This window comes from Nonomuraea mesophila (assembly GCF_004352805.1).
GTDB classification, from domain to species: Bacteria; Actinomycetota; Actinomycetes; order Streptosporangiales; family Streptosporangiaceae; genus Nonomuraea; species Nonomuraea longispora.
The window spans coordinates 40,240-59,732 of sequence record NZ_SMLD01000015.1; the positions used below are offsets into that span (position 1 = coordinate 40,240).

At 71.5% G+C, this 19,493-nt stretch carries 17 protein-coding genes; 6 read left to right on the forward strand and 11 right to left on the reverse strand.

The features are described from left to right. Positions 1-18: 18 nt before the first annotated feature. The 3 genes from E1295_RS08670 to E1295_RS08680 form a co-directional block, all read right to left on the reverse strand. Positions 19-4,026: a S8 family serine peptidase gene (locus E1295_RS08670; RefSeq protein WP_132629362.1), complete on the reverse strand. Its 4,008-nt coding sequence runs from the start codon at positions 4,024-4,026 to the stop codon at positions 19-21. A gap of 392 nt (positions 4,027-4,418) precedes the next feature. Beyond that, positions 4,419-4,904, reverse strand: a complete 486-nt coding sequence (locus tag E1295_RS08675) for a general stress protein (protein WP_132629364.1) — start codon at positions 4,902-4,904, stop codon at positions 4,419-4,421. Positions 4,905-4,955: 51 nt separating this feature from the next. Beyond that, a complete protein-coding gene (locus E1295_RS08680; RefSeq protein ID WP_132629366.1) occupies positions 4,956-5,390 on the reverse strand; it encodes an Hsp20/alpha crystallin family protein in 435 nt (144 codons plus the stop codon). A gap of 172 nt (positions 5,391-5,562) precedes the next feature. Here E1295_RS08680 and E1295_RS08685 point away from each other — a divergent pair, with 172 nt between their 5' ends. Next, complete coding sequence (locus E1295_RS08685; RefSeq protein ID WP_246079923.1) at positions 5,563-7,425, forward strand: ABC transporter ATP-binding protein; 1,863 nt, start codon at positions 5,563-5,565, stop codon at positions 7,423-7,425. Beyond that, positions 7,425-9,248: an ABC transporter ATP-binding protein gene (locus tag E1295_RS08690; RefSeq protein WP_132629368.1), complete on the forward strand. Its 1,824-nt coding sequence runs from the start codon at positions 7,425-7,427 to the stop codon at positions 9,246-9,248. Before E1295_RS08685 ends, E1295_RS08690 begins: the two co-directional genes overlap by 1 nt. A 98-nt stretch (positions 9,249-9,346) precedes the next feature. On the opposite strand, the gene E1295_RS08695 is transcribed toward E1295_RS08690, so the two are convergent. The 6 genes from E1295_RS08695 to E1295_RS08720 all read right to left on the reverse strand — a co-directional run bounded on the left by E1295_RS08695 (position 9,347) and on the right by E1295_RS08720 (position 14,539). Next, entirely contained in the window at positions 9,347-10,555 is a 1,209-nt protein-coding gene (locus E1295_RS08695; RefSeq protein WP_132629370.1) for a PP2C family protein-serine/threonine phosphatase, read from the reverse strand. 141 nt (positions 10,556-10,696) lie between these two features. Continuing rightward, complete coding sequence (locus E1295_RS08700) at positions 10,697-10,903, reverse strand: cold-shock protein (protein ID WP_132629372.1); 207 nt, start codon at positions 10,901-10,903, stop codon at positions 10,697-10,699. A gap of 193 nt (positions 10,904-11,096) precedes the next feature. Further along, a complete protein-coding gene (locus E1295_RS08705; protein ID WP_132629374.1) occupies positions 11,097-11,486 on the reverse strand; it encodes a hypothetical protein in 390 nt (129 codons plus the stop codon). 205 nt (positions 11,487-11,691) lie between these two features. Next, positions 11,692-12,198: an SMP domain-containing protein gene (locus E1295_RS08710; protein WP_132629376.1), complete on the reverse strand. Its 507-nt coding sequence runs from the start codon at positions 12,196-12,198 to the stop codon at positions 11,692-11,694. A gap of 39 nt (positions 12,199-12,237) precedes the next feature. Further along, complete coding sequence (locus E1295_RS08715) at positions 12,238-13,398, reverse strand: DUF418 domain-containing protein (RefSeq protein WP_246079924.1); 1,161 nt, start codon at positions 13,396-13,398, stop codon at positions 12,238-12,240. Positions 13,399-13,525: 127 nt separating this feature from the next. Then, positions 13,526-14,539 (reverse strand): DUF8094 domain-containing protein, encoded by a 1,014-nt coding sequence (locus E1295_RS08720; RefSeq protein ID WP_132629378.1) that lies wholly within the window; start codon positions 14,537-14,539, stop codon positions 13,526-13,528. 139 nt (positions 14,540-14,678) lie between these two features. Between E1295_RS08720 and E1295_RS08725 the strand changes: the two genes are divergently transcribed. The 3 genes from E1295_RS08725 to E1295_RS08735 are packed head-to-tail and all read left to right on the forward strand — an operon-like array spanning position 14,679 to position 17,134. Then, complete coding sequence (locus tag E1295_RS08725; RefSeq protein ID WP_132629380.1) at positions 14,679-15,332, forward strand: 4a-hydroxytetrahydrobiopterin dehydratase; 654 nt, start codon at positions 14,679-14,681, stop codon at positions 15,330-15,332. 46 nt (positions 15,333-15,378) lie between these two features. Then, positions 15,379-15,828 (forward strand): hypothetical protein, encoded by a 450-nt coding sequence (locus tag E1295_RS08730; RefSeq protein ID WP_132629382.1) that lies wholly within the window; start codon positions 15,379-15,381, stop codon positions 15,826-15,828. 55 nt (positions 15,829-15,883) lie between these two features. Continuing rightward, positions 15,884-17,134, forward strand: coding sequence for a serine hydrolase domain-containing protein (locus E1295_RS08735; protein WP_132629463.1), 1,251 nt, complete (start codon positions 15,884-15,886; stop codon positions 17,132-17,134). On the opposite strand, the gene E1295_RS08740 is transcribed toward E1295_RS08735, so the two are convergent. Continuing rightward, positions 17,115-18,275, reverse strand: a complete 1,161-nt coding sequence (locus tag E1295_RS08740) for a DUF418 domain-containing protein (RefSeq protein ID WP_246079925.1) — start codon at positions 18,273-18,275, stop codon at positions 17,115-17,117. The two genes, E1295_RS08735 and E1295_RS08740, sit on opposite strands and share 20 nt — an antisense overlap. A gap of 157 nt (positions 18,276-18,432) precedes the next feature. On the opposite strand from E1295_RS08740, the gene E1295_RS08745 reads away from it, so the two are divergent. After that, the gene (locus E1295_RS08745) at positions 18,433-18,867 is read left to right on the forward strand and encodes a CBS domain-containing protein (protein WP_132629384.1); all 435 of its coding nucleotides are present in this window, start codon (positions 18,433-18,435) and stop codon (positions 18,865-18,867) included. A 63-nt stretch (positions 18,868-18,930) separates the two neighbouring features. Here the strand turns inward: E1295_RS08745 and E1295_RS08750 are convergent, their stop codons facing one another. Continuing rightward, a complete protein-coding gene (locus E1295_RS08750) occupies positions 18,931-19,425 on the reverse strand; it encodes a DoxX family membrane protein (RefSeq protein ID WP_132629386.1) in 495 nt (164 codons plus the stop codon). Between the last annotated feature and the right edge of the window lie 68 nt (positions 19,426-19,493).

A 19,493-nucleotide genomic window follows, 5' to 3' on the forward strand; every position in this document is an offset into this window, starting at 1 on the left:
CGACCGGCGCCCCGAACCTCAGCAGCCGTCGCGGGTCAGCGTGACGTCACGGCGTACGTCGGCGTGCGGCAGCGGCCGGACGTCGAAGGCCGACGTCCTGTGCCCGCCGGCGGTGACGGTGACCCTCGCCTTCGGAAGGCCACCGCGCAGCCACTGCTCGTAGCGGCCCTCGGCGTCGCTGCCCGCGGTCCACGACTCGCGGTGGCGTTCGACGGTGACCGTCGCCCCCGGCAGCGGCGACACCGTTCCGTCGCACGCCTTCGACCGCACCCGGCCGGACAGCCGCGCCCAGTGCCACGGCGCCCGCGCCTCCAGGGTCACGCCGAGCCGCGGCGCCGGGTACGGCGTGTCCTCGTTCACCACCAGCTCCGCCTCGTACGTGCCGGGCCCGGCCAGCTCGCGGGCGTCCAAGGTGAGCGTGACGCGGGCGCTGCGGCCGGGGGCGAGCGTGCCGTGGGCCGGTTTCGCGCTCAGCCAGGGCGCGTCCGTCCCGGCCGCGTCACAGCCGTCGAGGCCGGGCAGCACCTCCGTGAACGGGGTGACGCGCGGGCCGTCCGCGCCGCCCACCTTGTAGACGCCGCAGGCCGCCGCGCCCCGGTAGAGGGCGTAGCGGGAGTTCGGCAGCGGCGTCCACGTGTCGGCGTCGGGATCGTAGGCGAACGCCTCGTTGGTCAGCATGGTGCCGCCCTCCGTGACCCCGCCGGCGACGACCAGCCTGCCGTTCGCCACCGCGTAACTGCTGCCCCACAGGTCGAAGGGCAGGTCGGCGATCCGCTCCCAGGAGTCGCGGGCCGGGTCGTAGACGTAGGAGCGCTGCGTGCCGCGCGGACCCTCGGCCAGCCCGCCCGCACAGTAGACCTTGCCGCCCAGGCCGCCGCAGGCCGCCCACGAGATCGGCTCGGGGTAGGGGGCGGCGGTGGTGAAGCGGTCGCCCGCCACGTCGTACACCGTGACCTGGGCCGTCGCCGTCTGGCACTCGCCGGCGCAGCCGCCGACCGCGTAGATGCGGCCGTTCAGCACCGCCGAGCCGACCGCGCCCCACGGATGCGGGTTGTCCGCCCCCGTGCTCCAGGCGTTCGTGGCGGGATCAAAGATGAGGGTACGCGCGGCCGGTTCGCCCTGCGCGTCCCAGCCGGTGACGACGTAGAACCTGCCGTCCACGAACCCCGAGGCGGCCTTCTGCCGGGCCCGCGGCATGTCCGCGAGAGGGGACCAGGACGTCGTGACCGGGTCGTAGACGTACGAGGCGGGCGTGCCGCCCTGGCCGCGCTGTGAGCCGCCGAAAGAGTACACCTGGCCGTCGTGGTAGCCCACGGCGTTGTCCCTGATCGTGGTCGGATAGTCGGCGACGCCCGTCCACGGCTCCGCGGCCGGGGCCTGGCCGGCGGAAGCCTGCTCCGGCGCCCCCGCCGTGTCGGCCGATGTACCGCCCGTCGTGTCGCCCGCTGTCTTGTCCGTCGTGCCGCCCGCCGTGGTCGCGGCGGGGCTCAGGCCGTCCGTGCGCACCCGGCGCACGGGCGCGCCCCGCAGCCCGGCCATGACGTCCCGCCGCGACTCGGCGAGGTCGTAGGTGAGCGGCGCGCTGCCCCGGTTGGTGAGGGTCAGGCGGGTCGTGACCTTCTGGCCCAGCCTGGCCCGCGCCGACACGTCGTCCTGCTTGACCGAGAGCCGGCCCGCCTTCAGCACGAAGTCGGCCCTCGCCACCTCGCCGGTCCCCGCCGTCACGCGCTCGGAGGCCGGCCGGTAGCCGCGCTGGGCGACGCTGAGCACCCGCTCTCCCGACATGGGCGCGAACACCCAGTAGAAGCCGTCGGGCAGCGCGTCGTCGTCAGGGGTGGGCGCCGTCTCCGCCGTGCCGCCACCCGGGCTCGTGACGGTGGCGGTGTCGATCGGGTCGCCGGTGTTCGCGTCGGTGACGGCGCCGTGCACGAGCGTGCCCGGCACCGGAGCGCATGCGCCGTCCGCGGCGGCGTAGCCGGGGGCGGCGCAGGCCGCCGCGTCGATCCGCGCGGACAGGTCGAGCGTGACGTCGCCGCCGACCGTGACCTGGCCGGTCACAGGAGCGTAGCCGGGGTGGCGCGGGGCGGCCGTGATCTCGTACGTGCCGTCCAGGGGCAGGTCGAGCACCGCCCGCCCGTCGCCGGGGTCGCTGAACCAGGTGCGCTGCGCCCCGGCCACGGTCACCGCGGCGTACACCGGCCAGCCCTGCCCCGAGCCGTCCGCGACCCGGACGGTGACGCGGCCCGTGGGCGCGGGAACAAGGTCGACGTCGCGGGTCAGTGTCTCGCCGCCGCTCACCCGCACGTCCTTGAGCTCGTGCGTACGGTAGCCGAAGAACGACAGGGCGACGTCGTAGCCGCCCTCGTCCAGGTGGAGACGGTACGTGCCGTCGGCGGCGGTCGTGGTGTCCAGCGTGCGCGGCCCGGTGGCCGACACCCGCACGCCCGCCACCGGCTCGCCGGTGCGCTCGTCGGTGACCGTGCCCGTCAGCGTGCCGGTCCCGGTCCGCGGCGACGCGCCGACGGCACGGTAGGCGTCCAGCATGCCCTCGCCGTACACGTTGTTGTCACCCGCGGTGCCGCCGCACGTCGTGTCGGCGCGGTCCTGCGCGGTGCGGTCGAGGATGTCCCTGGTCGCGGCGATGTCGCCGGCCAGTGCGGGGGCGGCCGACCACATGAGCGCCACCGCGCCGCTCACGTGCGGGGCCGCCATCGACGTGCCGCTCTGCACCTCGTAGCCGCCGCCGGGGGCGCTGGAGCGTACGTCCTGGCCCGGCGCGGCGATGTCCGGCTTGCTGTCGGCGGCGCCTTCCGTGCCCCGCGAGGAGAACCAGGCCACCTTGCCGTCCCGGTCGACGGCTCCGACGGCGTACGACTCCGGGTATTCGCCGGGGGAGCGCTGGGTGCCGCAGTCGGACCCGTCGTTGCCCACGGCGAAGGCGGGGAAGATGCCGGCCGCCACCCACTGGCGTACGTAGTCCCGGTACCACTCGTCGCCCGGCGCCGAGGACCAGGAGTTGTTGAGGATGTTCGGCCGCGCCGCCGGGTCGGGGGCTGAGCCGTCGGCCGCCGTGGGGGCCAGCATCCACTGCGCGGACAGCGCCAGCGTCAGCTCGCCGCACCGATAGTCCTGGCAGCCCCTGGCCGCGATCCACCGGGCGCCGGGGGCGACCCCGATGCCGCCGGAGCCCACCGTCGTCCCCATGGTGTGCGTGCCGTGGCCGTAGGTGTCGCACGGGCCTGGCGCGGTGCACAGGCCCGTGGGGTCGTACCAGTTGTGGTCGTGTGTCCCGTCCGCTCCCCGGTACGCGGCGGCGAGGGCCGGGTGGGAGACGTCCACGCCCGAGTCGATGGAGCCCACCACGACGCCGTGCCCGTCGCTCTTGTAGTCGGTCCACACCTTGTCGGCGTGGACGGCGGCCACTCCCCATTCCACCGCGCCCTCGGCGGCCACGCGCTCGCCCGGCCTGCGCTCGGGCAACCGGTAGGTGCGTGGCAGCCGTACCCGTTCGACCGCCGGGTCCTGGGCGAGCTCACGCGCCAGCGCGGCCGAGCCGCTGTGCACGTGGATCGAGTTGTCGATGAACAGGGACGTGTACCGCGCCCCCGCCTCACGCAGCAGGTCCCGCGCCTTCGCCTGGCTCGAGTCGGCGGTCGAGCGCAACTCGTCCACCACGGCGGCGCCGCGCGCGGCCCAGTCTTTGATCGCCGGGGCCCGCTTCAGCGCGGCCCGCGCCTTGAACTCGACCCAGAACGCCGAGTCCCCCTCCGCCAGCCGCGCGGCCAGCTCCGCCTGGACCCCCGTCCCGCCTTGCGGCGCCGTGGTCGGCCCTGTTGAGGGCGTGGTCGAGGTTGAGGGCGTGGTCGAGGGTGCGGGTTGTGGCTGGGTTCGTGGCGGGGTGGCCGGGCCGGGGTGTGCCTGTGCCGGGAGGGCCGTCCCGGTCAGGATGAGCAGCGCCGTCATCGCGACCGAGGCCGCGGCGGCGAGGCGGCGCGGTGGCCGGGCGGGAAGAACGCGCTGTCGCAACGGGGAGCCTCCACTCGTGGCGCCCTGTCATCGATGTCGACGAGCGTCACGAACGCCGTCGAGCAGCCTGGCCCACGACCTGCGCGACCATCAAGCGCTAGCGGAGGCGACATCACGCCATGTCATAAATGCGACAGCTGTTCGGTCACCGCCCTCGTCACCCGCCCGCACGCCTTCGTCGAGGAGACCGGGCCGACCGGGCAGGGAGTGGCTCGCGGGGCTCGCCACCCCGATGGTCGTGCACGGCCGGGTCACCGACTGCGACGGCGTCCCACTCGCCGGAGCGAGCTGCCGCGCGCCGTCGGACGTCACCCCATGCGCCCGGCCCACCTGCGCTACCGCGTCACCGCGCCCGGCCAGAGGACCGCCGGCCGGCTCCCTCCTCGTGGCGCCTACGAGCGCCAGTTGTGTTTGATCAGCAGGTTGCGGGCGTCGTCGGCGACGGCCGCGTCGGCCACGACGTCGTAGCGGTCGGCGACGACGGCCTGCTGGGAGATGAACCCGGGGCCCTTGTTGGCCAGGTAGGTGACCAGCGCGAACGCGGCGCCGAAGAGTGCGCCGTAGGCGAGCCCGCCGAGCACGAACGCCCCCGTCGAGCCCGTCGAGCCGGCGAAGAGCGGCATGAGCAGGCCGATGATCAAGCCCAACCAGAGGCCGGTGGCGGCGCCCGCGGCCGCGGCGCGTCCCGCGGTGGCGCGGCCCATGACGGTCTCCACCAGGCGGAGATCGTGGCCGACGATGCCGGACCGCTCCACGGGGAACCCGTTCTCGGCCAGGAAACCGACGGCCTTCTTGGCCTGTTCGGCGGTGGAGTAGGTGCCGATCACCGGGCGGTCCTCCACCGCCGGCAGGACGACCGTCGGTGCCGTCTTGAACATCGCGGACCCCTTCCTTCGTGATGGGCGTGGCGGAGGCCGCCACGCCCATGGTCACTTCGTGAGCGCCCTGGCGGCGTCGCCCTTCGCGATCTCGATCTTGCGCGGCTGGGCCGCCTCCAGCACCGGCACGCGCACGGTGAGCACGCCGTTGTCGTATGCGGCCTGGACACCGTCGGCGTCGAGATGGTCGGGCAGGTAGACCTGCCGGGTGAAGGTGCCGGTCGAGCGCTCGTGGACGAACACGCCCTCGTCCTCGGTGTAGCTCTCCTCGCGTCGTGCGCTCACCGAGAGGACGCCGCGGTCGACCGTGACCTCGATCGAGTCGGGGTCGATGCCGGGAAGGTCGAAGCGGAGCAGCATCTCGTCGTTGCGGCGGACGGCGTCCATCGGCACCGACGTCCACCCGTCACCGAACACGGGCTGCGTCAGCCTGTCCAGCTGCCGCTCCAGCTCGCGGAAGGCCGAGTCGATCGACGTGAGCCGCATCGTCTGCCACCTCCGTGTGTGTCTCGATCCTTCTACGTATGGCTTCATAAAACATATAACTACAGTTGCAGGTTTCTGTCAAGCGGCACGAAAAGCGATGGGATTCTGTCGGCCCCGGGTGGTAGGAACAGTGCGGTGCCGCCGCCGCGGCTCAAGGGGGAAGGACCTGCAGGTGACCACCAACAGCTCGGAGTTCTCCGTCTCCGGTCCGCGATACGACCGGCGCGGTCCCGTGCGCTGGCTCTGGTCCCACCTGCGCCGGCATCCGCAGCACCTGGCCGGGTTCCTCGGCGGGTCGCTCGTCATGATCGTGCTCAACGCCTCCGTGCCCTACCTCACCGGCGACGCCTTCGACGCCGTGCTGGGCGAGCGCGGCGAGCCGGCCGCCGCCCTGTGGGCGATCACGCTGGCGATGCTGGCGCTGGTCACCGCCCGGGGCCTGTCCGACCTGGTCGCCCGCATGGGAAGCGAGGTGCTGGCCAAACGGCTGGAGCGTGACGCCCGCGACGAGCTCTACGTCGCCCTCCTCGGCAAGAGCCAGACCTTCCACAACCGCCAGCGCGTCGGCGACCTCATGGCCAGGGCGGCCAACGACATCCGCCAGCTGTCCATCATGATCAGTCCCGGCGTCGACCTGATCGTCGACTCCTGGCTGAACGGCCTGGTGCCGTTCTTCTTCATCGCCGCCATCGACCCCCGGCTGCTGCTCGTGCCCGGCGTCTACGCGCTCGTCTTCGTGTTCGCGCTGCGCCACTACATGCGCAGGCTCAACCCGGTCTCGACCCGCATGCGCGAGCAGTTCGGCGAGCTCAACGCCGGGCTCAACCAGGCCGTGCGCGGCATCGAGGTGATCAAGGTGACGGCGCAGGAGGGGCAGGAGCGGCGGCGCTTCCGCGCCCACGCGCGCCTCTACCGCGACTCGTTCGTCCGCAACGGCCTCGTCCAGGCCCGCTATCTGCCCACCTTCCTCTACGCCTTCGCGGTGGCCGGCGCCATGGGGCACGGCCTCATGTTGCAGGGGGCGGGGGCGATCACGGTCGGCGACCTGGTGGCCTACATGGGCCTCGTCGTCATGCTGGGCTTCCCGACGCAGATCTCGATCTTCACCTTCTCGCTGGTGCAGATCGGCATCGCCTCCTCCCGCCGCATCCTCGACATCATCGGCGCCGAGGTCGAGCTGGAGCAGCGGCACGACGGCCGCGCCGCGCCCATCGCCGGAGAGATCGTCTTCGAGGACGTCACGTTCGGCTACGACGAGGGCGAGCCGGTGCTGCGCGGCGTGACGTTCACCGTGCGGCCCGGCGAGACCGTGGCGATCGTGGGCGAGACCGGATCGGGCAAGAGCACGCTCACCAAGCTGGTGCCGCGCATCTACGACGTCACCTCGGGCCGCATCCTGGTCGACGGCGTCGACGTACGCGACTGGGACCTCGACTCCCTGCGCTCCCAGATCTCCACCATCGAGCAGGACATCGTGCTCTTCTCCCGCTCCGTGGCCGAGAACATCGCCTTCAGCCTGGGCCAGCGGGCCGACCGCGAGGCCGTGGTCAGGGCGGCCGAGGACGCGCAGGCCGCAGAGTTCATCGCCGAACTCGACGACGGCTACGACACCGTCATCGGCGAGCGCGGCATCACGCTGTCGGGCGGCCAGCGCCAGCGCCTGGCCATCGCGCGAGCGCTGCTGACCGACCCGGCGATCCTGGTGCTCGACGACTCGACCAGCGCCATCGACTCCGCCACGGAAGACCTCATCCAGCAGGCGATCGGCCGGGTCCTCGACGGCCGCACGACGCTGCTCATCACCCACCGGCTCTCCCAGATCCGCTGGGCCGACAAGGTCCTGCTGCTGCGGCGGGGCGAGCTGGCCGACTACGGCACGCACGACGAGCTCATCCGGCGCAGCCCCCTCTACCGCCGGATCTTCTCCCACTACGACGAGGTCGAGGCGGCCCCCGGCGTGGCGGCGGACCCGCCGGACGAGCCGGACGAGCCGGACGAGCCGGTCCTGGAGAGCGAGCAGGGGAGGGCCCGCTGATGGGCTTCATCATGGACGGCCTCGACGCCGAGGACTACGACCGCACCTACAACGACCGCGACCTGCTCCGCCGGATCCTGTCCTACTTCAGGCCCAAGCTGGGCGCCATGTTCGTGGTCGCCTCGATGATCGTGCTGGGCTCGGTCAGCCAGGCGGCCGTCCCGCTGCTGGCCAGCCTGGCCGTCGACGCGCTCGCCGACGGCACCATCGCCGAGGTCGGCCTGCACCTGGTCGGCGGCACCCTGCTGGCAGGGGTGCTCGGATGGGGGTTCAACTTCGTCCGGCAGTGGCAGAGCGCGCGGGTCACCGGCGACGTCGTCCTGCGGCTGCGCGAGGACGCGTTCGACGCCGTGCTCGCCCGCGACCTGTCGTTCTACGACGAGACGCCGTCGGGCCGCATCGTCAGCCGGGTGACGTCCGACACCGACGACTTCGCCACGGTCTCCACCTTGACGATGGACCTGATCAGCCAGGTGCTGATGGTTGGCTTCGTCACGGTTCTGCTGTTCCTGCGCAGCGTCGAGCTCGCCCTCCTGACGATGCTCGTCGTGCCGATCGTGGTGTGCATCGCCCTGCTGTTCCGCCGCCTCGCGCGAGCCAGCACGCGCCACGCGCAACGTTCGCTGAGCCGGGTCAACGCCAACCTGCAGGAGACCATGGGCGGCATCGCGGTGGCGAAGAACTTCCGCCAGGAGAAGCAGGTCTACGACGAGTTCCGGCCCATCAACCGGCAGAGCTACCGCGTGACGCTGCGGCAGGGGTTCGTCTTCTCCGCCGTCTTCCCCGTGCTCTTCCTGGTGGCGGGGCTCGCCACGGTCGCCCTCGTGCAGCTGGGCGGCACGGCGGTGATCGGCGGTGGCCTGAGCGCCGGCGACTGGTATCTGTTCCTGCAGGGCGTCGCGCTCTTCTGGCTCCCGCTGACGTCCATCGCCGCGTTCTGGTCCCAGTTCCAGCAGGGGTTGTCGGCGTCCGAGCGGGTCTTCGCCCTCATCGACGCCGAGCCGCGCGTGGTGCAGACCGGCGCGCGAGAGCCCGGCAGGCTCGCCGGCCGCATCGACTTCCGCGGCCTCACCTTCGGCTACGACCCGGGCAACCCCGTGCTGCGCGACTTCGACCTGCTCATCGAGGCGGGCGAGACCGTCGCGCTGGTCGGGCACACCGGCGCGGGCAAGTCCACGCTCAGCAAGCTGATCACCCGCTTCTACGAGTTCCAGCAGGGCAGTCTGCTGATCGACGGCCACGACATCCGCGACCTCGACCTGCCCGCCTACCGCCGGCAGATCGGGGCGGTCCCGCAAGCGCCGTTCCTGTTCAGCGGCACGGTCGCCGACAACATCCGCTACCCGCGGCCGGAGGCGAGCGACGACGACGTGCTCGCCGCCGCGTCGGCGGTGGGCGGGGGCGACTGGGTCGACGCGCTCCCGCACGGCCTGCGGACCGACGTGGGCGAGCACGGCCGCGCCCTGTCCATGGGTCAGCGCCAGCTCGTCGCGCTGGCCCGGCTGCTCATCCAGGATCCCGCCATCGTGGTGCTCGACGAGGCCACGGCCAGCGTCGACCCGCTGACCGAGGCCCAGATCCAGGAGGGCCTCGACGTCGTGCTGGCCGGCCGCACCTCGATCGTCATCGCTCACCGGCTGTCCACCATCGAACACGTCGACCGCATCATCGTGCTCGACCACGGCCGGATCGTCGAGGAGGGCGACCACCCCACGCTGCTGGCCCGGGGCGGCCGCTACTGCCAGGTCTACAACACCTACTTCCGCCACCAGTCGCCCCACTACCGCGCCGGCACCGGCTTCGTCCCCGTCAGCGCCCCGTAGAGAGGCCAGGTGGCCCCGGGATCCGCCGGGGCACCCGGGGGCGGAGGGCTGCCGCGGGCTGTTGCGCAGGTCTGGGCGCTGCCGCGGGCGTCCGGACCTCAGAGCACGAGGCGGTCCGAGGTGCGGCTCTGCCACTCCACGACCACCACGGTGGCGTCGTCCTGGAGCCGGCCGCGCTGGTGTTTCAGGATGGCCTGGATGAGCCGCCGCAGCGTTTCGGGCACGGTCAGCCCGTCGGCCTCGTGGCGGATGAGGAAGTCGATGAACCGTTCGAGCCCGAACAACTCCCGGTCCGGGCTCTGCGCCTCGATGATCCCGTCGGTGTAGAGGACCAGGCGATCACCCGGTTGCAGCTGATAGCCGAGCAGCCCGGTGCCCGGGCTCAGCCGGAACCCCATCGGCGGGTCGGGCTCGGCGGCCAGTGTGGTCACCCAGCGGCCCCCGCGCAACACCAGCGGCGGGTGGTGTCCCCGGTTCACCCAGCTCAGCTCACCGGTACGCAGGTCGAGGTCGGCCAGGATCCCGGTCGCGAACCGCCCGGTGAACTGCTCGGCGATCGCCTCGTCGACGGTCTGGCCGGCGGTGGCGAGGTCGGTGCCGTGGATGCGGGCGTTCCGGCAGGCGCCCATGGCGACGGTGGCGGTCAGCCCGGCCGACGTGTCGTGGCCCATGGCGTCGAAGACGGACACGTGCAGGGTGTCACCGTCGATGGCGTAGTCGTAGGCGTCGCCGCCCACCTGGTACGCCGGCTCCAGCATGGCGCTGACCACCACGCGATCGTTGGCGAACGTGCCCGGCGGCAGCAGGTTGAACAGCACCTCGGCCGACAGGGTCATCGGCTGGACGCGGACCAGCCGCGCGTAGGAGTCGCTGTGGGAGCGTTTGACCGCCAGGAGCAGCGCGACGAGCGATGCCAGCTGGGCGACCCGCCGCTCGGCGATCTCGCCGGTTCCCGGCATGCTCACCTGGAGCACGCCGAGGCGTTCGGTACCGTCCAGGACGGGCACCCACACCCGGGGCTCCTGCCCGGGCTCCGGTCGCCGGCTGCGTACGATCTCCACGTTGCGGAAGGCCCGTCCGGCGAGCGTGGTGTCGATGAGGATCGGCTCGAGCACTTCACCGTCGCCGTTGTGCTGGCCAGGCAGGGGTACGAGGCGCTGCTGCTGGAGGTCGGTCACGTAGATCAGGACCTGGGTGAAGCCGGCCGAGCGGGCGTGCTCCGCGACCACGCCGGGGACCTGCTCCAGCGCGATCAGGTGGGCCGCCTCCAGCAGCCCGCCCAGCATCAGCTCGCCGTCATTTCGCATGCGCAGGACTCTCCTCGCGACCCTTCTGTCGCACCCCGTCTTACCCAGGCATTCCGCACCTCATGGGCGGTGCCTGCAGAAAACGAGCCGGGGCCCGCACCCATGCAGGTGCGGGCCCCGGTCGTGGAGCTTGATGCCGTGTCAGGCGGGAACGATGTTCTCCGCCTGCGGGCCCTTCTGGCCCTGGACGACGTCGAAGGCCACCTTCTGGCCCTCGGCCAGCTCACGGTAGCCACCGTTGGAAACGATGTTGGAGTAGTGCGCGAACACGTCGGCGCCGCCGCCGTCCTGCGCGATGAAGCCGAAGCCCTTTTCGGAGTTGAACCACTTCACGGTTCCGGTCGCCATGTCTATCTCCTTTAGATAGGAGGCGGGACGAGATCCGCACGTTACGGACCCCGCGTCGCTGGAATGAGCCCATCCGGAGATGACCGGAAACAAAAAACGCACCTGAAGATCGATCTCGTCAGGTGCGCACAAGTCTTATGGGTAACACATCTGCAACTGCTCTCACGCTATCACACATCGCGTCGCGTGCGCGTCACGAACGCACGGCACGAATTTCCGTCACGACGAACTCGTCCACGATGTGCTGGTTCTGCACCAAGAACCCGACCACGCCCGCCACCGCCTCCGCCCCCAGCGCCGCCCGGGCCTGCCCGCTCAGCAGGTAGACCAGAGGCGTCGACGGCTGGTCGATCGCGAACTGGCGGTCATGGCGGTGCACGTCGTGCAGCGCCCTGATCGGGATCGGCTTGACCGAGGTGAACCACACCGCGACGTCCCACAGCGGCAACGCCGGGTCGGCCTCGCCCGCGGCGCGGTAGCAGGTGACGCAGCCGTTCCCGGCATGCTGCCCGTGCGGGCACGTCCACTGGGCGATGTCGGCCAGGCTCTGGTCGTGACCGCTCAGGATCGCGGCCTCGGTCACCCGGCGGCGCGGCGACCGTTCGTCGTGCGGGCGGGAGTGGTCGCGACCATGATCGGTCGGGTGCGAGTGGTCGCTGGCGATGATCGGTTCCCTCCGTTCCCAGGCCTGCCTTCGACCCTATCCGCACAGGGCTGCCGGAGCGGGTCTCACCTCGTCGAGGAAACCGCGCGCCGCGAGCCTCCGTACGGGGAGCAGGGGCGGGTGGTCAGTTGCTCCACACCTCGGCGTCGGCCAGGAAGGCGGTGGCCGAGTCGGCGGGCACCGCCGTGCCGCCGATCGTCAGGTTGCCGGTGTCGCACGGCATGAAGACGTTGGTGAGCAGGTGCGGCACGCCTCCGAGGTCGAACTCCGGCACGCGGACGGCCCGCCGCTCGCGGGGCGGGCCGGGGATCTCGACCGTCACGTCGTCCGCCGTGGCCCGCAGCCCCTTGTCCAGGTCGAGCTCCAGGTCGACGGGCGCCCGGGTGAACGCGGGCCGCGGCCACGCCAGGCCGCGCACCTCGGGGAAGTGCCGGGTGAAGCCGTCGGCCAGCCAGGCCCCGAGCTCGCGGTCCTCGGCGACGACCCTGGTGGTGCCGTCGTGCCACATGACCAGGGCGTTTCCCTTGCCGCGTGCGGACCAGTCGACCCGCCACACGGACACGAAGGCGACCCGCTCGCCGGCGACGGACAGGGTGAGACCGGGATTGGCTCCGATCAGACGGACAGACATCCGATCACCTTATCCGGCACCGGCTCGCGGGCGCGCGGGTCACCGGTAGGCCAGGCGGCGCAGCAGGATCTCCGCCGGGCCGCGGTGTCCGGCGCGGCGCATGAGGTCGGCGATGAGGAGCGACGCCAGCCAGGTGGCCGTGGCCACTCCCGTGGCGCCCGCGAGGCCGAGGTCGTGCTGCAGGTTGAGCCCGTACGGGAAGAAGAGCGTGACGAACACGACGGACTGGAAGAGGTACAGGCTCATGGAGCGCTGGCCGAGCGCCTGGAGAGCGGTGGCCAGGGCGTTCGGCCGGCGGATGACGGGGATCGCGGCCAGACCCATGATCGCGGCCAGCCCGATGCCGCCGAAGTGCCCGGTGAACGGCTGCAGGAGCGAGGCGACCAGCACCGACGTGCCGGACGGAGCGGTCCACCAGCCGGCCTGCATGAGCCCCGCGGGGACGGAGCCGAGCAGCGACACGGCGGTGGTGATCACGGAGATGCGGATCAGCAGCGTCCGGTGCTCGACGGGCTCCTCCAGCAGCCGCCGGCGCGCGGCCCAGATCCCGGCGAACACCCCGGGGATGACCATGATGACGCCGATGACGAGGCCGAACGGCCACGACACGAGCCGGCCCATCAGCAACTCGGCGGCGCCGTACGCCTCGGGGACGATGTTGCCGGCCTCGTACGCCGAGGTGCCCTCCGACAGCGGGTACCACATGGCGAACCCGACCATCAGCGCCGACGGCACGAGGGCGATGCCCGACAGCCACAGGAGCGTCCTGTCCTTGGCCCGCAGCAGGCCGACGCAGAGCAGGGCGGCGATGCCGTACGGGGCGAGGATGTCGAGCGGGACGATCACCATGACGTGCACGAACCCGATGGCGAGCAACCACCAGCCCCGGCGGCGCAGCAGTTTGCGCACGCTCACCCAGTCGTTGCCCCGCTGCAACTGCCGGTTGAGCAGTTGCACCAGCGAATAGCCGAACAGGAACGCGAACATCGGCCGGGCGTGGTTGTTGATCAGTAACTGGTGCAGGAAGGCGAGGACGTCGTTGAGCAGCCCGGTGCCGTCGACGGCCTTGACGTACAGCGGCGCGTGGGCGTACGCGATCGCCAGCAACATGATTCCCCGGGCCAGGTCCGGGGCGGGTGCCCGCGCGGCCGGGGCGGGCGAGCCCTTCGGTGCGGTCGAGGAGTGGAGTGACGTGTTCACGGCTGAGACCCCCTTGGATGCTGGCTTCGACGCTAATGAGCCAGGTCAGGGGCCGGAATGGGGGTGAGGGCACGCCGGGGGTGTACCTAGGTGCACGGTCGGGCTGTCGCCGGCGTCATCGCGCGGGTCAGGAGCCGCCGGCGCTGAGGCTGATGAACCATTCCGCGGGGACCCGCGCCGGGCCGGGCGAGCGGGGCACGACGGCGAGATACATCCCGGCCGACTTGAGCACGGCCCTGCGCTCGTAGCTGCGGCCGTGGCTCAGCGCGGCGGGCACGCGGTCGGTGAACGTCATGGTGGCGGTGGTGCCGGGGCGTGCGACGTGGATGTTCTGCTGCCGGATCCCGTACCAGACGAGGGCGCCGCCCTTGGCCGTTCTGAGGGCGTAGACCTCGGCGACCGGGCGTGAACGGACCTCCATGGTCCATTCGTTGCCCAGCGTCGCGCGCTCGTCGCGCCTGGCGTCGGCGTTCAGGCGGGGGATGGCTCGCGTGGTGAAGACCCGCAGGGCGTCGCGGTCCTCGCCGTACGTGGCCTGCAGCCGGGCGTGCGCCTGGGCGATCCGGCGAGGCGAGGCGACGAGGCCGTCGCCGTCGTCCGGCGCGAGCGCGGTGGCCAGGCCGTCGCCGTCGCGGGCGACGGCGGGTGGCCGGGACTTGGCGGAGGTGATGGACATGAAGACCATGCGCCAGCCGTCCGGCGTCTTCTTGAAGATCACCTGGGACCAGGCGGTGCCGCCCTTGCGGCGGAACTCGGCCATGAACCACGCGGCGCCCGAGACCTTCCCCGGGATGGCGAAGCGCGGTTTGACGATGGCCTGCCGCGGTGTGGTGACGGTCTCGCCGATCATCTCGCGCGCCCGGCTGTCGGCCTTGCTCATGGTGGCGGCGAACCCGGTCTCGGCCGCCGTCCAGCCGGTGCCGCCCTGCCTCTGGGCGTCCGCCTCCGCCTTGTCCCACTGGTCGAGTACGGTTCGGGCCTCCGCGACGGACACGACGCCGCGCGGCTGCGCGGGCTCCTGCGACGGCGCCGCCGAGGGCGGCCGGCCGAACGCGGAGGCGGCCTGTCCGGTGGGCGCGGTGCAGGCGGCGACGGGCAGGGCGAGCGCGAGGAGCACGAGAGGTAACGGTCGCATGGTCATGGCGGTCTCCGGAAGGTCGAGTGCCCCGGAGTACGGCGTCGCGGCCCGCACGGATCGAACCCATAACGAACGGGTTGCACCGCAGCTCCAGCGCCGTGCCGCCTTCCTCCGTCCCCGGGCGGTACGCGAGCATGACCTCATGACCAAGCTCACTGGACAGCAGATCGCAGGCGAAGCGCTCGACGGGTGGGTGCTCCTGCTCGGCGGCCTGCACACCCGCATCAGGACGAGGAACTTCGCGACCGGGCTCTCCGTCGTCGACGCCATCGGCGCGGCGGCCGAGGAGATGGACCATCATCCCGATCTCGACCTGCGCTACACCCACGTCGACGTCCGGCTCACCAGCCACGACACGCGCGGGGTCACCGAGCGCGACGTCCGGCTGGCCCGTACGATCTCGCGGATCGCCGCGGAGGCCGGCGTGGAACTGGAGAGCGCGAGCGTGTCCCGCATGGAGCTCGCGCTCGACACCCCGTCCCATGAGGAGGTGCTGCCGTTCTGGGCCGCCGTGCTGGCCATGAAGGACCAGTCGGAGGCCGGGGTCGACGACGAGGTGCGCGACCCGTACGACGCGCTGCCCGCGGTCTGGTTCCAGAAGTCCGGCGGCGAGGAGCCCCGCCAGCGCTGGCACCTGGACGTGTGGGTGGACCCGGAGCAGGTGCGGCCGCGCATCGAGGCCGCGCTCGCCGCGGGAGGCACGCTCGTGGACGACGAGGGGGCGCCGAGCTTCTGGGTGCTGGCCGACCCCGAGGGCAACCGGGTCTGCCTGTGCACCTGGCAGGATCGGGGCTGACCGCTCGCGCCGGATAGAGGCGGTGGCGGTGGGTAGCGGTTCTCTCATGACAGAACGTGTGCCCGACCCCGCCCACCGCCGGCCCGAGGGCCTGGACGACGTCACCGTCGAGGCGCTGGGCGGGTTCAGCGAGGCCCTGGAGATGATCCACCGGGCCAGAGGTCATCTGTACGCGATGCACCAGCTCACCGGCAGCGCCGACTTCGCGCTGGACCGGGTGGTGGAGCTGCTGCGCCAGGGCGGGCATGACGTGTGGGCCGACCGGATCGAGCACGAGCTGATCGGCCGTAACGTCATCGACGGCCGGTGGACGTACCAGCTCGTCGAGGAGTACGACGACGGCTACTACCGCGAGTTCCAGGAGCTGGAACGGGAGGCCCGGGAGAAGCTGGCCGGAGGGGTGCGCCACCTGTACGAGGCGGAGCTGAAGCAGCGCCGCCGCACGCCGGGCCGGCCTGGTCACGAAACGGCGCCCGGAAACTCGGCGCCCTCCTGACACGGTATGAGTAAAGTTTCCTCCAATTGTCCTGACTGTTGGGGGAAACGTGACCATGCTCAGCCGGCGACGGCTCCTTCAGGCGGGCGCGGGTGCCGTGCCGGCGATCACCCTCGGGGCGGCCCCCGCGTGGGCGGAGTCGGCCGCGCCGCCGGTTACCGGGGTCGTGCCGAAATCGATGGCCGGGTTCGACAAGGCGTTGAAGGCGTACATCAAGGAGCGCGGCATCTCCTGCGCCCAGCTCGCGGTCGCCAAGAACGGCAAGATCCTGCTCGCCCGCGGGTACGGCTCCTACACCCGGCCGGACGGCTCCACGGCGAAGGTGCAGCCGACGTCGTTGTTCCGGATCGCGAGCCTGAGCAAGAGCCTGACCGCCGCCGCCCTCGTCCGGCTGGCCCAGGACGGCGAGCTGAGCCTCAGTGACAAGGTCGCCGACGTGCTGAAGGTGCCGACCAAGGCCGACCCTCGGCTGGCGAAGGTCAGCCTCTGGCGGCTGCTGCAGCACACGGGCGGCTGGGACCGGGGCGTGACGACCGACCCGCTGTGGAACGACACGACGATCGCGGCGTCGCTCGACGTGCCGCTGCCGATCGACCACGCCGACATCACCAGGTACACGACCGCGAAGAAACTCGACTTCGCCCCCGGCTCGAAGTACGCCTACAGCAACTACGGCTACATGCTGGCCGGCCGGCTCATCGAGGAGGTGTCGGGCCTGCCGTACGAGACGTACGTGCGGCAGAAGCTGCTCGCCCCCGTCGACATCGAGCGCATGCGGCTCGGCCGCAGCCTGCGCAAGGAGGCGTTCCCCACAGAGGTGGTCTACGAGTCGAAGTACACCAGGAAGAGCGTGGTGGACCCGTCGGGCGCCACCGTGCCCTACCCCTACGGCGGGTTCAGCATGCCCAACCAGGACGCCAACGGCGGCTGGCTCGCCTCGGCGGTCGACCTGGTCAAGTGGGGCTTCGTCTTCGACGGCGCCGGGCCCGTGCTGAGCTCCACGTCGATCTCCCGCGTCTTCGCCAAGCCGGAGATCGGCGTGAACTCCGGCGGTTCCTGGTACGGCCTCGGCTGGCACGTGCGCAAGAACAACGCAGGAGGGCTGAACACCTGGCACAACGGCAGCATGCCCGGCACGTTCAGCTTCTTCGCGCGGGTGCAGCACGGCGTCAGCTACTGCGCGATCTTCAACCGCAGGGAGGAGGAGGACACGCCGGACTTCGACGCGATCGACCCCATCCTCGGCAAGGCGATCGGCACCGTGAAGACCTGGCCCACCACGGACCTCACCCCGAAGTACTTCTGACGCGGTCTCCAGCGGGCGCGCGGGCGGCGTCCGCGCGCCTGAACGGCGCCTGGTAGGCCCACTGCCAGACGGCCTCCAGCGGCCCGCGCCGGAACCTGCGCAGCCACAGCGTGGCCAGTACGGTGATCAGCAGGCAGATGGCCGCCCACGCGACCGGCACCCACCAGGGACGGTAAGCGTCGAGCCCGCTCGCCAGTCCGAGGCCCCAGCCGTAGCAGAGCACGCAGGCCACCAGGTTCTGCAGCACGTAGCCGGACAGCGCCGTGCGCCCGAGGTTCGTCAGCCCCCGCCGGACCGGGCCGGGGGCGCCGCGCAGGCCGAGGACGACGGTGCTGATCAGCCCGAGCAGGCCGAGAGCGACCAGGGGAGCCAGCAGGTAGCGGTCGACCACGAACCAGCCGGAGCCGGCGAAGGAGGTGGCCAGGTTCAGTGGCACGCCCGCGCCGAGCCCGGCCACGGTCAGCCTCCTGCGCAGCCGGGCGCCGCGCTCCTCGAACAACCCCGCCCGGAGGAGGCGGACGCCGAGGAGGAACAGGACGATGCCCAGGGGGACGATGAAAACCAGCTCGATGCGGAACAGGGCGGCGTACTGCAGGCGGGCGGCGACCTGGTCGAGCCAGCTCCCCTCGGTGTAGAGGGTTCCGGCGCCGCCGCCCGTGGCCGGCTCGGCGGGCGCCCGCAGCGCCACGGTGGCCAGCACGACCAGGGCGGCGTGGAACGTCCCCATGCCGATCATCCAGCCGGTGATCGCGCGCTCGCTCCTGCCCACCAGGTACGCGACGATCATGGCGGTGATGGCGTAGCCCATCAGCACGTCGAACTCGAAGATCAGGACGTAGTGCAGGGTGCCCTCGGCCAGCAGCAACGCCGAGCGCCACAGGTAGCGGCCGGGCCAGGCCAGGCCCCTGCGCACGGCGCTGCGATATTGCAGCTCCAGGCCGATGCCGAAGAGCAGGGTCAGCAGCCCGAGGAACTTGCCGTTGGTCAGGAAGCGCACGAAGGTCTCGACCGTGCCGCCGCCGCTCATCTGCAGCGCGTCCAGCGGGCCGGCAGGGGAGGTGAAGAGCCAGATGTTGGTGCCGAGCGTGCCCATGATCGCCACGCCGCGCATCACGTCGAGCGCGTCTATACGTTTTTCCACGCCTTCCAGCGTGCTGGCCGCACTGCCCGCCGCCATCGTCCCGGCTGACGAAAACGGCCGTACACCGATGGTCGTACGGCGTTGCCGGGCCGGTGAGCCGCCACCTGGTGGGTAGGGGGGCGTGAGATTCCGTCAATCCCTGCTGAAGGAGGCGACGATGGACACATCAGGGACCGCGAAGACGGTGCAGGACGTGATGCACCAGGGAGCGGAGTGCGTCGGCGAGCACGACAACCTGCGCACCGCCGCGCGCATGATGCGTGACCTGTCGGTCGGAGCGCTGCCCATCTGCGGCGACGACGACCGGCTCAAGGGGATCATCACCGATCGCGACATCGTGATCAAATGTTGTGCCGAGGGCAAGGACCTCGACACCACCACGGCGGGCGAGCTGGCCCACGGGCTGGTGTGGGTGGAGGCCCACAACAGCGTCGAGGACGCTCTGGAGAAGATGGAGCAGCACCAGATCAAGCGGCTGCCCGTCATCCACGAGCGCCGGATCATCGGCATGATCACCGAGGCCGACCTGGCCAAGGAACTGCCGGACAGCAAGCTGGCCGAGTTCGTGCACCGCGTCTACGGGCGGGCCTGACCGCCGGTCGGGCAGCGCGAAGCCCCGCGGAGCGTTGCGCTCCGCGGGGCTTCGCCGTCCCGCTCAGGCGGCCAGCTTGACGTCCGAGGCCGTGCGCTCGCGGGCCGGGACGAGCCGCGCGCCCAGCGCCCGCGCCGCGATCACCATGGCGGCGGCGACCAGCACGACGTCCTTGAGGATGTACTGCGCCTCCAGGGTGGGCGGGCCGCCGGGGAACAGGTCGGTGAAGAACAGCACCAGCGGCGACATGAACCCCACCAGCGCCCCGGCCATCACGAGCAGACCGGTCTTCAGGAACTTCCCCGTGACCAGGGTCAACCCGATGAAACACTCGGTGACGGCGACGAGCGCGAGCGCGACGCCGCCCGACACCATGCCGAAGCTCAGCTGTTCCAGCGTGCCCACCGCGAGTTCTTCCGCGGGGCTGACCCCCGGGAAGAACTTCAGGAACCCGAAGCCCAGGAAGACCAGGCCGACGCTGATCCGCAGGGCGTCGATGCTGTGGCGGGCGAGCCACGCGGTCGTCGCGGCGATCATCTTCGTGTACGTGGCAGTCATCTGCTCGCTTCTTTCTTCCGTCGTCTCTGCCTGACACGACCAAGCGTCGCCGGATCCGCCTTCCGGGG

Bases quoted from the DNA above. Each gene is read 5' to 3' on its own strand.
- E1295_RS08745 (WP_132629384.1), top strand. From the start codon at position 18,433: ATGGACACATCAGGGACCGCGAAGACGGTGCAGGACGTGATGCACCAG.
- E1295_RS08695 (WP_132629370.1), bottom strand. From the start codon at position 10,555: ATGCGAAATGACGGCGAGCTGATGCTGGGCGGGCTGCTGGAGGCGGCC.
- E1295_RS08750 (WP_132629386.1), bottom strand. From the start codon at position 19,425: ATGACTGCCACGTACACGAAGATGATCGCCGCGACGACCGCGTGGCTC.
- E1295_RS08710 (WP_132629376.1), bottom strand. From the start codon at position 12,198: ATGTCTGTCCGTCTGATCGGAGCCAATCCCGGTCTCACCCTGTCCGTC.
- E1295_RS08725 (WP_132629380.1), top strand. From the start codon at position 14,679: ATGACCAAGCTCACTGGACAGCAGATCGCAGGCGAAGCGCTCGACGGG.
- E1295_RS08675 (WP_132629364.1), bottom strand. From the start codon at position 4,904: ATGTTCAAGACGGCACCGACGGTCGTCCTGCCGGCGGTGGAGGACCGC.
- E1295_RS08700 (WP_132629372.1), bottom strand. From the start codon at position 10,903: ATGGCGACCGGAACCGTGAAGTGGTTCAACTCCGAAAAGGGCTTCGGC.
- E1295_RS08720 (WP_132629378.1), bottom strand. From the start codon at position 14,539: ATGACCATGCGACCGTTACCTCTCGTGCTCCTCGCGCTCGCCCTGCCC.
- E1295_RS08730 (WP_132629382.1), top strand. From the start codon at position 15,379: ATGACAGAACGTGTGCCCGACCCCGCCCACCGCCGGCCCGAGGGCCTG.
- E1295_RS08690 (WP_132629368.1), top strand. From the start codon at position 7,425: ATGGGCTTCATCATGGACGGCCTCGACGCCGAGGACTACGACCGCACC.
- E1295_RS08735 (WP_132629463.1), top strand. From the start codon at position 15,884: ATGCTCAGCCGGCGACGGCTCCTTCAGGCGGGCGCGGGTGCCGTGCCG.
- E1295_RS08680 (WP_132629366.1), bottom strand. From the start codon at position 5,390: ATGCGGCTCACGTCGATCGACTCGGCCTTCCGCGAGCTGGAGCGGCAG.